This window comes from Pseudomonas izuensis (assembly GCF_009861505.1).
Lineage (GTDB): Bacteria > Pseudomonadota > Gammaproteobacteria > Pseudomonadales > Pseudomonadaceae > Aquipseudomonas > Aquipseudomonas izuensis.
The window spans coordinates 1-13622 of the sequence record NZ_WTFT01000033.1; the positions used below are offsets into that span (position 1 = coordinate 1).

Consider the following 13622-nt stretch of genomic DNA (forward strand, 5'->3'; position numbering starts at 1 on the left):
CACCACCACCATCTTTAGCGTGTGCGGAATTGATGATGGATAGGTTGGCGGGCAGTAATGGAGCGGCTGCGAGCATCAGGGCGCAGGACAGGACGGCGGCGAGACTCTTTTTGTTTAAAAGCATGATTGCTTCCGTAGGATTGATTTCGCGTGGTGTATGACGCGGTAACCCCCTGACAGTTCAAACGCTCGCGACAGCCGGTGCCCAAACGTCGCTTTCGAGAATGTGGTCGAATCGCCTCGCCCCACAAACGCTAGTCAAAAGCCCCGTTGAGCACTTCATAAATGAGCCCGGTGGCCAGCGCGACCAGAATCAAGTCCGTGCCTGCCTGTTGCCATTCGTACCCGTCATAATGTGGCAACCTGCCGATTAATCGACCGTCGAGCTTTTTGGCAATCCCCGGTGGCAGCGGTTTGCCTCGAGCGAGGTTCTTTTGAATGCCGGGAGGCAAAGCCGGACCAGGCGTCCAATAGTCGCGATAGCCACCGACAATCCCGAGCACGCCGGCGCGATCGATACTCGGGCCATGATCCCAATCACTGCCCCCTGACTTTTTACCTTTATTTCCATGTCCGCCCTGGTTGCCGTGGTCCTGCGTATTTCCCTGGCCCTTTCCATTGCCGGGATCGGCCCATGCGGTCACTGGGCCGGTGACCAATGCAAGGCATGTAACAGCTGCGATCAATGAGCGGGATCGGTGCATGAGTCGTTCCTTCAAGGCAGACCAATTTCCGTGAACTTTAGACGTTGTTGACGATGGAACCGCGCACTTGTTCACGTTTTCGAAACTCTATCAGCGCCGATCCTTGATCAATCAGGGCGCCATTGGAGAGGAAATCCCGATGAACAGTAGACTGCTGCTTTTAATCGTCAGCCTTGGCCCCACACTGGTATTCGCAGAAGGCTGTGACGTGCTGACGCGATCCCAAAGTCCCTCGGTTCCCCTCGTCGAAACCCACAGTTGCTATGAATATGAAGGCATGCCGGTCAATGCGATTGACTGGTCGTGCAGCAACGAGAGCAGGGACATGCTGGCCAGCACCAGGAAAAAAGTCGAAAAATGTGCCGATCTGTATCAGGCCACCTGCACCGCCACGCTGACGCAAGAATCCCTGGCCAACCCACACGCCACCAGCAAGGACAAGAACAGCAATGCCCTGAACATTCCGGATAATGCTCAGGTCACGACTTACTATTACGGCGCGGAACACATGGATCAGGCCAGGATCGATTGCGAATCGGGGGGCGGGCAATGGAAGGCAAAATAGCCGGTTCACGCTCGCCGTTAGAAGTTCGCCGGCGTGTTCGCGCTGATAATCTCGGCCTCATCCGCCCCAATATTCCGGAACTTGTGCGGCAGCGTCGTCGGGAAGTAATACCCGTCTCCGGCGTTCAATACACTGATCTGACCATCCACGGTCAACTCGACGGTGCCACGGGTCACAAGCCCGCACTCCTCGCCTTCGGAGTGCACGATCGGCTCTTCCCCGGAACTGGCGCCCGGCGCGTATTGCTCGCGCAGCAGGCGCATCTGCCGACTCGGGACGGAGGCGCCGATCAGCAGCAGGCGCAGGCCATGGCGGCCCAGGTCAGGTTGTTCGTTGGCGCGGAAGACGTATTGGTGTTCGCGCGGGGGTTGGTCGAAGGTGAAGAAGTCCGCCAGGGACATGGGGATGCCTTCGAGCAGCTTTTTCAGGGAACTGACCGAGGGGCTGACGCGATTCTGTTCGATCAGCGAGATGGTGGCATTGGTGACGCCGCTACGCCGGGCCAGCTCGCGCTGGGAGAGTTTGTAGCTTTCGCGTACTAATTTGAGTCGTGAGCCCGTATCCATGACAGCCTTATGTGCCAACCCGCAGGAACGAAATTGCTCGCTCCTGCAGTGATAATGGAAGGGTGGAGAGCAGGCGCGGATAACGCCGTTTTCCGGTCCCGGAAACGTGAAAGGCGGCTATTAAATCACGTTTGTTGGTGTTGCTGTAGGAGCAAAGCTTGCTCGCGATAGCGGTCTGTCAGACGGCTGAAATATTGCCTGATTTGGCGAAATCGCGGGCAAGCCTTGCTCCTACAGTGAGGTGTGTCAGGCAACATCGATGTTGGCTGATATGGCCTCTTCGCGAGCAGGCTCGCTCCCACAGTGGAATGCGGTGTTTCTGGCGACAAAAAAGCCGGCGGTGCCTTTTGGGGCGACCGCCGGCGAGGTAACGCTTAGATGCCGAAACGGTCGCGCAGCGAGTAGTAAACGGCGCCCATGGCGGTGAGCGGCGCGGAGAACGTGCGCCCACCGATCATCGGCATGTGTGGCAGGGAAGCGAAGGCGTCGAAGCGTTCAGCGTCGCCGCGGATCATTTCCGAGATCAACTTGCCGGCCAGGTGCGAGCAGGTGACGCCGTGGCCGCTATAGCCCTGCATATAGTAGGCGTTTTTCTCGATACGGCCGAATTGCGGCATGCGCGACATGGTCAGCAGGAAGTTGCCGGTCCAGCGGTAGTCGATCTTCACGTCCTTCAATTGCGGGAAGGTCTTGAGGATTTTCGGGCGGATCAGTTGTTCGATGTCATCCGGCTCGCGGGCGCCATAGACCACGCCACCGCCGTAGAGCAGACGGTTGTCGGCAGTCAGGCGGAAGTAGTCGAGCAGGTAGTTGCAGTCTTCAACACAGTAGTTGTTGGTGATCAGGCTCTTGGCCTGTTTCTCCGTCAACGGCTCGGTGACGACAATCTGCGAACCGCAGGGCATGCTTTTGCTGGTGACACGGTTGTCCAGGCCTTGCGGCAGGTAGGCGTTACCGGCGATCAGCAGGTACTTGGCCCGCACCACGCCTTTGGCGGTGCGCACGGTGATCGGTTCGCCGTAGGTGATTTCCACCGCCGCCGATTGTTCGAAAATCTTGCCGCCCAGGCCGATGATCGCCGACGCTTCGCCCAGCGCCAGGTTCAGCGGATGAATGTGCCCGCCCTGCATGTCCAGCAGGCCGCCGACGTAGTTGTCGCAACCCACTTCGCGCTTGATGTCCGACTCGCTGAGCAGGGTCAGGTTCTTGTTGCCGTAGCGTTCCCAGCTTTTCTTCTGCTCGGCCAAGCCCTTGAACTGCTTTTTGTTCAGCGCAGCAAAGATGCCACCCGGACGATAATCACACTGGATGTCGTAGTGCTGTATGCGCTGGCGGATGATGTCGGCGCCTTCGAAGATCATGCTGCCGAGCACTTCAGCGGTCCTGTCGCCATAGCGCTCTTCGATGACATCGACGTCGCGGCTGTAGGAGTTGACCAGTTGACCGCCGTTGCGACCGCTGGCGCCGAAGCCGACTTTGGCCGCTTCCAGCACGGTGACGCTGTAGCCCGCTTCGGCGAGGAACAGGGCCGAGGACAGGCCGGTGTAGCCGGCGCCGATCACGCAGACATCGCATTCCACCAGCTCTTCAAGTACCGGGAAGTCGCCGGTGAAGTTGCGGGTGGCGGCGTAGTAGCTGTTTACATGTTTCATAAGATTCTCCGATGGCCACCAGCTCAACCGGCGGCCGCCGCTTTTATTGTTGTTAGAGCTTGATCCAGGTCGCCTTGAGCTCGGTGTACTTGTCGAACGCGTGCAGCGATTTGTCCCGACCGTTACCCGATTGCTTGTAGCCACCGAACGGCGCGGTCATGTCGCCGCCGTCGTACTGGTTGACCCAGACGCTGCCGGCGCGCAAGCCACGGGCGAAGGTGTGGGCCTTACTCAGGTTGCTGGTCCACACGCCTGCTGCCAGGCCGAAGATGCTGTCGTTGGCGATTGCCAGGGCTTCTTCAGCCGTGTCGAAGGTGATCAGCGACAGCACCGGGCCGAAGATTTCTTCACGGGCAATGGTCATGGCGTTGGTCACGCCGTCAAAAATCGCCGGTTCCACGTACAGGCCACCGGTGTCCTCGAGGGTGCGTTGGCCGCCGGCGATCAGCTCGGCGCCCTGCTCGCGACCGATGTCGATGTAGCGCAACACGTTGTCCAGTTGACGCTGGTCGACGACCGCGCCAACCGTTGTTGCAGGATCCAGCGCGTGCCCCGGTTTCCATGCCTGCAGGGCTTCCACCAGCAGCGGGATGAATTGGTCGCGGATCGAGCGCTCCACCAGCAGGCGCGAGCCGGCGGTGCAGACTTCGCCCTGGTTGAAGGCGATGCCGCTGGCCGCTGCCTGGGCGGCCACGCGCAGGTCCGGTGCGTCGGCGAACACCACGTGCGGGCTCTTGCCACCCGCTTCCAGCCAGACGCGTTTCATGTTGCTTTGCCCGGCGTAAATCATCAGTTGCTTGGCAATCGCGGTGGAGCCGGTGAAGGCCAGCACGTCGACGTCCATGTGCAGCGCCAGGGCTTTGCCGACCGTATGACCGTAACCCGGCAGGACGTTGAACACGCCTTTGGGGATGCCGGCGTCGAGTGCGAGCTGCGCAATGCGGATCGCGGTCAGCGGCGATTTTTCCGAAGGCTTGAGGATGAACGAGTTACCCGCTGCCAGCGCCGGGGCGAATTTCCAGCTGGCCATGATCAGCGGGAAGTTCCACGGCACGATGGCCGCGACCACGCCGGCCGGTTCACGCGTCACCAGGCCAAGCTGATCGTGGGGCGTGGCGGCGACTTCATCGTAGATTTTGTCGATGGCTTCGGCGGTCCAGCGGATCGCGTTGGCGGTCGCCGGGACATCGACGTTCATCGAGTCGCTGATGGGCTTGCCCATGTCCAGGGTTTCCAGCAACGCCAGCTCTTCCCGGTTTTCCAGGATCAGATCGGCGAAGCGAATCAGGATGCGCTTGCGTTCCACCGGGGCCAGTTTGGCCCAGACGCCGGACTCGAAGGTACGACGCGCAACGGCAACAGCGGCGTTGGCATCGGCTTCGTCAGTGCTGGCGACGTTGGCCAGGAAGCGGCCGTCTACCGGGCTGACGCATTCGAACGTGGCGCCACTGGCGGCTGCACAATATTGACCGTCGATGAAGGCACGGCTTTCGATGTTGAGGGACTGAAAGCGTTGCTCCCAGTCGCTGCGAGTGATTGTCATGGTTGTGACTCGACGCAGGGGAATAAGTGATCGCAAGACCTGTGGGAGCAAAGCTTGCTCGCGATAGCGGTGTGCCAGGCAACATCAATGTTGATTGATCCGCCGCCATCGCGAGCAAGCTTTGCTCCCACAGTTGATGAGTGGTGTAAGCAGGGAATGCGTACACCACTGAACCCAATCAAACGGTATGCAAGTACCAGTTGTACTCAAGGTCCGAGATGGAGTTTTCGAACTCGGCCAGTTCGCTTTCCTTGCACGCCACGAACACGTCGATGTACATCGGGTCGATGTATTTGGCCATGACTTCGCTGTCGTCCAGCTCGCGCAACGCATCACGCAGGTTGTTCGGCAGGCTTTGCTCGTTCTGCTCGTAGCTGTTGCCTTCTACCGGCGAGCCCGGTTCGATCTGGTTGGTCAGACCGTGGTGCACACCGGCCAGGACCGAGGCCATCAGCAGGTACGGGTTGGCGTCGGCGCCGGCTACACGGTGTTCGATACGCACGGCGTCCGGCGAACCAGTCGGCACACGTACCGCTACGGTACGGTTGTCGATGCCCCAGCTCGGCGAGTTCGGCACGTAGAACTGCGCGCCGAAACGACGGTACGAGTTGACGTTCGGGCAAAGGAACGCCATCTGCGCCGGCAGGGTCTCGAGCACACCGCCGATCGCGTGTCGCAGCGCGGCGTTCTGCTCGGGATCCTCGCTGGCGAAGATGTTGTTGCCTTCCTTGTCGAGAATCGAAATGTGCACGTGCAGACCGTTACCCGCCTGGCCTGGGTAAGGCTTGGCCATGAAGGTGGTGTCCATCTCGTGGTCGTAGGCGATGTTCTTCACCAGACGCTTGAGCAGGACCGCGTAATCGCAGGCCTTTATAGGGTCGGCCACGTGGTGCAGGTTGACTTCGAACTGCGCCGGGGCGCTTTCCTTGACGATGGCGTCAGCCGGGATGCCTTGCTCTTTCGCGCCTTCGAGGATGTCCTGCAGGCAGTCGACGTATTCGTCGAGGTCGTCGATCAGGTACACCTGGGTCGACATCGGACGCTTGCCGGAAACTGGCGAACGTGGCGATTGCGGACGGCCGTTCACGTTGTCCTGGTCGATCAGGTAGAACTCCAGCTCGAACGCCGCGCAAATAGTTAGGCCAAGGTCGTCGAACTTGCGCACCACATTAGCCAGCACTTCACGCGGGTCGGCGAAGAATGGTTCACCTTCCAGTTCGTGCATGGTCATCAGCAGTTGCGCGGTCGGGCGCTTTTGCCACGGTTCGATGCTCAGGGTTCCGGGGATCGGGTAGCAGATCCGGTCGGAGTCGCCGATGTCCAGACCCAGGCCAGTGCTTTCCACCGTGGAGCCATTGATGTCCAGAGCAAACAGAGACGCCGGCAGGTTGATGCCTTTCTCGTACACCTTATGAAGACTGGTGCGTTCGATGCGCTTGCCGCGCACCACACCGTTCATATCCGCAATCAGAAGGTCGACGTACAAAACCTCAGGATATTTCTTAAGGAATGCGTTTGCTTCGTTGAGTTGAACGGTACGCAGAGGGACCGACATGATGCACCTATTTAGCTGTTAATTATTATGTTCACTGCCCTTTCACGAGCTCAGTCAATCCGAAAGGCAAAGTGAAGTCAATAGCGAACACTCAGCCGTTCAGCGTTTATTTTCGGGCCTCTCAGAAGTACGAGAGTGCCAGATCAGCCGTCAAACGCCCGTAAAACCCGAAGATCAGACGTGCGGCGTTTAGAATTTTTTACATGAGAGTTGTTAATTAAAATCAACAAGGCTAAGCTCCGGAAAAGCTCGTTCAAGTGTGAAACTTCGAGGTGATAAAAATGGCATTCAAGCCATTGATCGGCGTTACTGCGTGCGTCAAACAGATTGGCCTGCACCCCTACCATGTCAGCGGCGACAAGTACTTGCGTGCTGTCAGCGTTGCCGCGCTGGGGTTGCCCGTCGTCATTCCTTCCCTGGCTGAACTGACCGAAATCGAGGATCTGCTGCCGCAGCTCGACGGTCTGTTGCTGACCGGCTCGCCATCGAATGTGGAACCCTTCCACTATCAAGGCCCCGACAGCGCTCCCGGCACGGAACACGATCCCCAGCGGGATCGCACCACCCTTCCCCTGATCCGCGCGGCCATCGCCGCCGGCGTGCCGGTACTCGGCATCTGCCGTGGCTTTCAGGAGATGAACGTGGCGTTCGGTGGCAGCCTGCATCAGAAAGTCCATGAACTTCCCGGCTTCCTCGATCATCGCGAAGCCAACCATCCGGACCTGGCCGTGCAATACGCTCCCGCTCACGCGGTGAACGTGCAGCCGGGCGGTGTATTCGAAGCCCTGGATCTGCCGCCGGTGTTCCAGGTCAATTCGATTCACAGCCAGGGCATCGACCGATTGGCTCCCGGCCTGCGCGCCGAAGCCGTGGCTCCCGATGGTTTGATCGAGGCAGTCTCGGTGGAGAACAGCAAGGCCTTCGCCCTCGGCGTGCAATGGCACCCGGAATGGCAGGTCCTGGACAATCCGCCTTACTTGAGCATTTTCCAGGCGTTCGGCGAAGCGTGCCGGCAACGGGCGGCGCTGCGGAACGCGCGCTGACGTAAAACACTGAACATCAATTGACTGCCCCCGTGGGTTATGCGGGCGTGCCTTTGCGCGCCCGTCGCCCGCGACAACAACACACTGCAATAAAAACAAGTACCGCAGCCAGGAAGGCGGCACCGGATAAACCCGGCTGAAACGGTAACCCTGTAGGAGCAAAGCTTGCTCGCGATGGCGGCGGATCAACCAACATTGATGTCGTCTGATACACCGCCATCGCGAGCAAGCTTTGCTCCCACAAGAGCCAGAACCGGGTTTGCAAACAACTATTAAGTCGGGCCGCGTTGGCCTGGCGACTGAAACCTGTTGGGAGTTTCACATGGCAAACGCCTCCAGCATTTACAGGAAGGCCCTTGAAGGTCACCAGGCACCGAAAAAGGTGTTGGTGAAAGTCGATCGCGTCACCAAGAAATTCGACGAGACCACCGCCGTGGACGATGTGTCCCTGGAAATTCATCAGGGCGAAATCTTTGCCCTGCTCGGTGGTTCCGGTTCCGGCAAATCGACGCTGCTGCGCATGCTCGCCGGCTTCGAACGCCCGACCGAAGGGCGGATTTTGCTCGATGGCGTGGACATCACCGACATGCCGCCCTACGAGCGGCCGATCAACATGATGTTCCAGTCCTATGCCCTGTTCCCGCACATGACCGTGGCGCAGAACATCGCCTTCGGCCTCAAGCAGGACCGTTTGCCCGCCGCTGAAATCGACGCCCGCGTGGACGAAATGCTGCGTCTGGTGCACATGACCCAATACGCCAAACGCAAACCCCATCAGTTGTCCGGCGGCCAGCGTCAGCGCGTGGCCCTGGCCCGTTCCCTGGCCAAGCGGCCGAAGTTGCTGTTGCTCGACGAACCGATGGGTGCACTGGATAAAAAGCTGCGTTCCCAAATGCAGCTGGAACTGGTGGAGATCATCGAGCGCGTTGGCGTGACCTGCGTGATGGTGACCCACGACCAGGAAGAGGCCATGACCATGGCCCAGCGCATCGCGATCATGCATCTGGGCTGGATCGCCCAGATCGGCAGCCCGGTCGATATCTACGAAGCACCGGTCAGCCGCATGGTCTGCGAATTCATCGGCAACGTGAACGCCTTCGACGGCCAGGTGGTGGAAGACCTGGAAGGTCACGCAATCATTCACAGCCCGGATCTGGAGCAGAAGATCTACGTCGGTCACGGCGTCAGCACCTCGGTGCAGGACAAATCGATCACCTACGCGATCCGCCCGGAAAAACTGCTGGTCAGCACCACCAAGCCTGACACCCGCTACAACTGGTCCAGCGGCAAGGTGCATGACATCGCCTACCTCGGCGGTCACTCGGTGTTCTACGTCGAACTGCCTGGCGGCAAAGTCGTGCAGTCGTTCATGGCCAACGCCGAACGCCGTGGGGCACGTCCGACCTGGGACGATCAGGTCTACGTGTGGTGGGAAGACGACAGCGGCGTGGTACTGCGCGCATGAGAACCTTCAATCAGCAATTCCTGCGCCTGGTGCCCAGCGGTCGCAAGATCGTCATCGGCATTCCGTTCCTGTGGCTGTGCCTGTTCTTCATGCTGCCATTCTTCCTGGTGATGAAGATCAGCTTTTCGGAAGCAGCCCTGGCCATTCCGCCCTACTCGGAGATCTACACCTACGCCGAGCAGAAATTCAATCTGCTGCTTAACATCGGCAACTACACGTTGCTGGGCGAAGATGAGCTTTACATCTCGGCGTACCTCGGTTCGTTGAAGGTCGCGCTGTTCAGTACGCTGATGTGCCTGGTGATCGGTTTTCCGATGGCCTACGCCATCACCAAGGCGAGCAAGGAAGCGCAAAACGTCCTGATGCTGTTGATCATGATGCCGACCTGGACCGCGATCCTGATCCGTGTCTATGCGTGGATGGGCATCCTCAGCAACAACGGTTTGCTCAACGCCTTCCTGCTGTGGACCGGGCTGATCGATCACCCGATCGAGATCCTCAACACCAACACTGCCGTCTATATCGGCGTGGTGTATGCGTATCTGCCGTTCATGATCCTGCCGCTGTACGCCAACCTGGTGAAGCACGATCAGAGCCTGCTGGAAGCCGCGTCGGACCTGGGTTCGAGCACCTTCAACAGCTTCTGGAAAATCACCGTGCCACTGGCCAAGAACGGCATCATCGCCGGTTGCATGCTGGTGTTCATTCCGGTGGTGGGCGAGTTCGTGATCCCGGAACTGCTGGGCGGCCCGGAGACCCTGATGATCGGTCGCGTGCTGTGGCAAGAGTTCTTCAATAACCGCGACTGGCCGGTGGCGTCCGCCCTGGCGGTGGTCATGCTGTTGATCCTGATTGTGCCGATTCTGCTGTTCAACCGCAGCCAGGCCAAAGAAATGGAGGCACGGGGATGAAACGTTTCGGTTTCTCAAAAATGATGCTGTGGCTCGGCTTGTCGTTCATCTACCTGCCGATGCTGATTCTGGTGATCTACTCGTTCAACGCCTCCAAGCTTGTGACGGTGTGGGGTGGCTGGTCGTTCAAGTGGTACGCCGGCCTGCTCGACAACTCGCAACTGATGGGCTCGGTGGTGCGCTCGCTGGAAATCGCCTGCTATACGGCGGTTGCGGCAGTCGCGCTGGGAACGTTGGCCGCGTTCGTACTGACTCGGGTGACGCGCTTCAAGGGCCGCACGCTGTTCGGTGGCCTGGTGACCGCGCCGCTGGTGATGCCGGAAGTGATCACCGGTCTGTCGCTGTTGCTGCTGTTCGTGGCCATGGCGCAATTGATTGGCTGGCCGATGGAACGCGGCATCGTGACGATCTGGATCGCTCACACCACGTTTTGTGCCGCCTATGTGGCGGTGGTAGTCTCCGCCCGCCTTCGCGAGCTGGACCTGTCCATCGAAGAAGCGGCCATGGACCTCGGGGCCAAGCCGTTCAAGGTGTTTTTCCTGATCACCATCCCGATGATCGCGCCGTCACTGGCGGCCGGCGGCATGATGTCCTTTGCCCTGTCGCTGGATGACCTGGTACTGGCGAGCTTCGTTTCGGGTCCGGGTTCCACGACCCTGCCGATGGAAGTGTTCTCGGCGGTGCGCCTGGGCGTGAAGCCGGAGATCAACGCCGTGGCCAGCCTGATTCTGCTGGCGGTGTCGATCGTGACCTTCATGGTCTGGTACTTCAGCCGTCGCGCCGAAGCCAGCCGCAAACGGGCGATTCAGGAAGCCATGGACCAGACTGCGAGCGAATCGTGGCAGCAACCGAAAAAGCAAATGGCAGAAGCGACGGCCTAGTGCCGCCCCTGTAGGAGCGAGCCTGCTCGCGATGGACGTAAACGATAACGTTGGCTACCTGAATGAACGCGTCGTCCTTGAGTTTTTCGCGAGCAGGCTCGCTCCTACATAAAAGCGTGCAAGCGTATTTGCGGTGTGATTTGAATAAGAAAGCTCTTCAGTAAAAAGAATGGAGTTGTACCGATGAAAATGTTTGGCAGGACTCTGCTGACACTGTCCTTATTGGGCGCGATTGCGACCGGCGCCCAGGCCAATGACAAGGTTCTGCGCGTCTACAACTGGTCGGACTACATTGCCCCGGACACCGTCAAGAAGTTCGAAGACGAGACCGGGATCCAGGTGACCTACGATGTGTTCGACAGTAACGAAACCCTTGAAGCTCGCCTGCTGGCAGGCAAATCCGGCTACGACATCGTCGTGCCGTCCAACAGTTTCCTGGCCAAGCAGGTCAAGGCCGGCGTCTATCGGGAACTGGACAAATCCAAACTGCCGAACTGGAAAAATCTCAACACGGTGCTGTTGAAGAACGCCTCCGCCAGTGATCCGGATAACGCTCATGCGTTCCCGTACATGTGGGGCTCGATCGGCATTGGCTTCAACCCGGACAAGGTCAAGGAAGTGCTCGGCGCCAACGCCCCGACCAACTCCTGGGACTTGCTGTTCAAGCCGGAAAACGCGGAAAAACTGAAAGCCTGCGGTATCAGTTTCCTCGATTCGCCGACCGAGATGCTCCCGGCCGCCCTGCACTACCTGGGCTACCCGGTGAACGATCAGGACAAGCAGCACATCAGCGAAGCCGAAGCGTTGTTCATGAAGATTCGCCCGTCGGTGGCGTACTTCCATTCGTCGAAGTACATCTCCGATCTGGCCAACGGCAATATCTGCGTGGCCGTCGGTTATTCCGGCGACGTGCTGCAAGCCAAGGCCCGCGCCCAGGAAGCCGGCGACAAGGTGAAGATCGACTACAGCATCCCCAAAGAAGGCGCCGGCAGTTTCTACGACATGGTGGCCATCCCGCGCGATGCGGCCAACGTCGAGAACGCCTACCTGTTCATGAACTTCCTGATGCGCCCGGATATCATTGCCGAAATCACCAACAGCATCGGCTACAGCAACGCCAACGCGGCGGCAACGCCCTTGGTGGATGAAGCGATTCGCAACGATCCGGGCTCGTACCCGTCGCAGGAAACCATGGCGACCTTGTATGCCATTCCTGATATGCCGATCGGTGTGCAGCGGGTGATGACCCGGGGTTGGACCAAGGTAAAACTCGGTAAGTAATTCACTCGATATAACGCTGAATCTGATACCGCTATCGCGAGCAGGCTCACTCCTACAGGGAACTGTGTTGGAACCGGGACTTGTGAACAACACAGATCCTTGTAGGAGTGAGCCTGCTCGCGATGAGGCCATCACATCCAACGTAGCAATCAGATTAACCACAAGATTTCCGTTCACGCAGCGCCTTACCACCGCTGCGTTGCTCACCTGGCTCCTCGGTTAAGGTGAAGTTTGGCGCCCTCGGGCGCCTTTTTTTCGTTTACGCGCTACCCAGCGGCCACGAGGCCAGCGCCAGGTAGCGGCCCTTGTGGGATTCGAACAGGGTGAAACGGTCGGCGCGCAGGAAAAACTCCGGTGGTGTGGCGGACTCGGGCACCGGTGCGCGAAAGTCGCGCGCCAGGGTCAGGTGCGGGCGAAACTCCCGTGGCGCATCTTGCGGCGCAAACGGCAGCACGGCCTGCTCCAGGTCATACACCAGGCGCAACAACGCCGGCGGCGCCTGCTCCGGTGCCAGGATCAGAACCCCTGCCCTGCGCCATACATCGAGCCGGTCTAGCACAACGGTCAATCGCTCGCCCGAGGTACGGATGGACGCGGCCGCCTTACAGATATCGGCAATCTGGGCCGTACCGACCGATCCGAGGAATTTCAGGGTCAGGTGGAAGTTCTCCGCCGGTACTGGCCGCCCGTTCCTCAGTTGCAGCGCGCTACGCCATTGGGCGATGGCCTTGCGTTGCGCCGGCGCGCAGTCCAGGGCAAAAAACAGCCGTTTGAATGGCTCACGGGATTCGTCGCTCATGCGTGGCACCTCCTGACATCCAAGTTATAGTTCATGCAAACGCTAAAACTGGAGGGCGCCATGCGAGAAATCATCAGCAAAGAGCCATGGTGGGCCGTGCCACCGAAACCCGGTCAGGACGAGTTCGAGCTGGAATGGGGCTGGCTGGTTCACTACAACGAAGGTGAGCCGCGCTTCGAGTTCGTCAGGGAACGACCAACGGACAGCGAGATTCGTAACCGCAAGAGTTGCAGGATCACCCCTACATCCGAGTGATCCTGCGATGGCTATTCACGCCTTCACGATCGTTTCAAAACCGCCGAAGATCATGCGCTGGCCATCGAACGGCATTGGATTGACGTCCGGCTTCATCCTCGGGTCGGCCATCATTTTTTCCATCGCCGCATCGCTGGTGGCCTTGTCCGGCCAGATGAGCCAGCCGAACACCACGGTTTCGTCTGCCTTGAGTTTCACGGCCATCGGGAAGGAAGTCACCTTGCCATCAGGCACATCATTGCCCCAGCACTCGACCACGCTCAGAGCCCCGTTCTCCTTGAAAATCCCGGCAGCGATTTCGGCGTGTTCCTTGAATTTTTCGCGGTTGGCGGTGGGCACCGCAGCGGCAAAAGCATTGACGTAAGACATGGGTGTTCTCCTTGAGCTCACAGGTAAATACGT

At 59.2% G+C, this 13622-nt stretch carries 14 protein-coding genes; 7 read left to right on the forward strand and 7 right to left on the reverse strand.

Annotated elements, in window-relative coordinates:
- Positions 1 to 254: 254 nt before the first annotated feature.
- Positions 255 to 704, reverse strand: coding sequence for an anti-virulence regulator CigR family protein (locus GPL81_RS23690; RefSeq protein WP_160108679.1), 450 nt, complete (start codon positions 702 to 704; stop codon positions 255 to 257).
- A gap of 139 nt (positions 705 to 843) precedes the next feature.
- On the opposite strand from GPL81_RS23690, the gene GPL81_RS23695 reads away from it, so the two are divergent.
- Entirely contained in the window at positions 844 to 1269 is a 426-nt protein-coding gene (locus GPL81_RS23695; RefSeq protein ID WP_160108680.1) for a hypothetical protein, read from the forward strand.
- A gap of 17 nt (positions 1270 to 1286) precedes the next feature.
- On the opposite strand, the gene GPL81_RS23700 is transcribed toward GPL81_RS23695, so the two are convergent.
- From GPL81_RS23700 to GPL81_RS23715, 4 genes are all read right to left on the reverse strand, one after another.
- Positions 1287 to 1835: a cupin domain-containing protein gene (locus tag GPL81_RS23700; protein ID WP_084322852.1), complete on the reverse strand. Its 549-nt coding sequence runs from the start codon at positions 1833 to 1835 to the stop codon at positions 1287 to 1289.
- A gap of 374 nt (positions 1836 to 2209) precedes the next feature.
- A complete protein-coding gene (locus GPL81_RS23705; protein WP_096510725.1) occupies positions 2210 to 3487 on the reverse strand; it encodes an NAD(P)/FAD-dependent oxidoreductase in 1278 nt (425 codons plus the stop codon).
- Between the two features lie 52 nt (positions 3488 to 3539).
- Positions 3540 to 5030, reverse strand: a complete 1491-nt coding sequence (locus GPL81_RS23710) for an aldehyde dehydrogenase (RefSeq protein ID WP_160108681.1) — start codon at positions 5028 to 5030, stop codon at positions 3540 to 3542.
- A gap of 178 nt (positions 5031 to 5208) precedes the next feature.
- Complete coding sequence (locus GPL81_RS23715) at positions 5209 to 6585, reverse strand: glutamine synthetase family protein (protein WP_160108682.1); 1377 nt, start codon at positions 6583 to 6585, stop codon at positions 5209 to 5211.
- Between the two features lie 281 nt (positions 6586 to 6866).
- Between GPL81_RS23715 and GPL81_RS23720 the strand changes: the two genes are divergently transcribed.
- The 5 genes from GPL81_RS23720 to GPL81_RS23740 all read left to right on the forward strand — a co-directional run bounded on the left by GPL81_RS23720 (position 6867) and on the right by GPL81_RS23740 (position 12166).
- On the forward strand, positions 6867 to 7628 hold the full coding sequence (locus tag GPL81_RS23720) for a gamma-glutamyl-gamma-aminobutyrate hydrolase family protein (protein WP_160108683.1): 762 nt from the start codon (positions 6867 to 6869) through the stop codon (positions 7626 to 7628).
- 322 nt (positions 7629 to 7950) lie between these two features.
- Entirely contained in the window at positions 7951 to 9093 is a 1143-nt protein-coding gene (potA, locus tag GPL81_RS23725) for a polyamine ABC transporter ATP-binding protein (RefSeq protein ID WP_096510717.1), read from the forward strand.
- A gap of 29 nt (positions 9094 to 9122) precedes the next feature.
- Positions 9123 to 10004, forward strand: coding sequence for an ABC transporter permease subunit (locus GPL81_RS23730; RefSeq protein WP_172901670.1), 882 nt, complete (start codon positions 9123 to 9125; stop codon positions 10002 to 10004).
- A complete protein-coding gene (locus GPL81_RS23735) occupies positions 10001 to 10885 on the forward strand; it encodes an ABC transporter permease subunit (protein WP_160108685.1) in 885 nt (294 codons plus the stop codon). Before GPL81_RS23730 ends, GPL81_RS23735 begins: the two co-directional genes overlap by 4 nt.
- 183 nt (positions 10886 to 11068) lie before the next feature.
- The gene (locus GPL81_RS23740; protein WP_096510711.1) at positions 11069 to 12166 is read left to right on the forward strand and encodes a polyamine ABC transporter substrate-binding protein; all 1098 of its coding nucleotides are present in this window, start codon (positions 11069 to 11071) and stop codon (positions 12164 to 12166) included.
- A gap of 259 nt (positions 12167 to 12425) precedes the next feature.
- On the opposite strand, the gene thpR is transcribed toward GPL81_RS23740, so the two are convergent.
- Positions 12426 to 12965, reverse strand: a complete 540-nt coding sequence (thpR, locus tag GPL81_RS23745; protein ID WP_160108686.1) for an RNA 2',3'-cyclic phosphodiesterase — start codon at positions 12963 to 12965, stop codon at positions 12426 to 12428.
- Between the two features lie 60 nt (positions 12966 to 13025).
- Here thpR and GPL81_RS23750 point away from each other — a divergent pair, with 60 nt between their 5' ends.
- A complete protein-coding gene (locus tag GPL81_RS23750; protein WP_160108687.1) occupies positions 13026 to 13220 on the forward strand; it encodes a hypothetical protein in 195 nt (64 codons plus the stop codon).
- A gap of 15 nt (positions 13221 to 13235) precedes the next feature.
- Here GPL81_RS23750 and GPL81_RS23755 read toward each other — a convergent pair whose 3' ends face one another.
- Positions 13236 to 13589 (reverse strand): DUF1428 domain-containing protein, encoded by a 354-nt coding sequence (locus GPL81_RS23755; RefSeq protein ID WP_160108688.1) that lies wholly within the window; start codon positions 13587 to 13589, stop codon positions 13236 to 13238.
- Between the last annotated feature and the right edge of the window lie 33 nt (positions 13590 to 13622).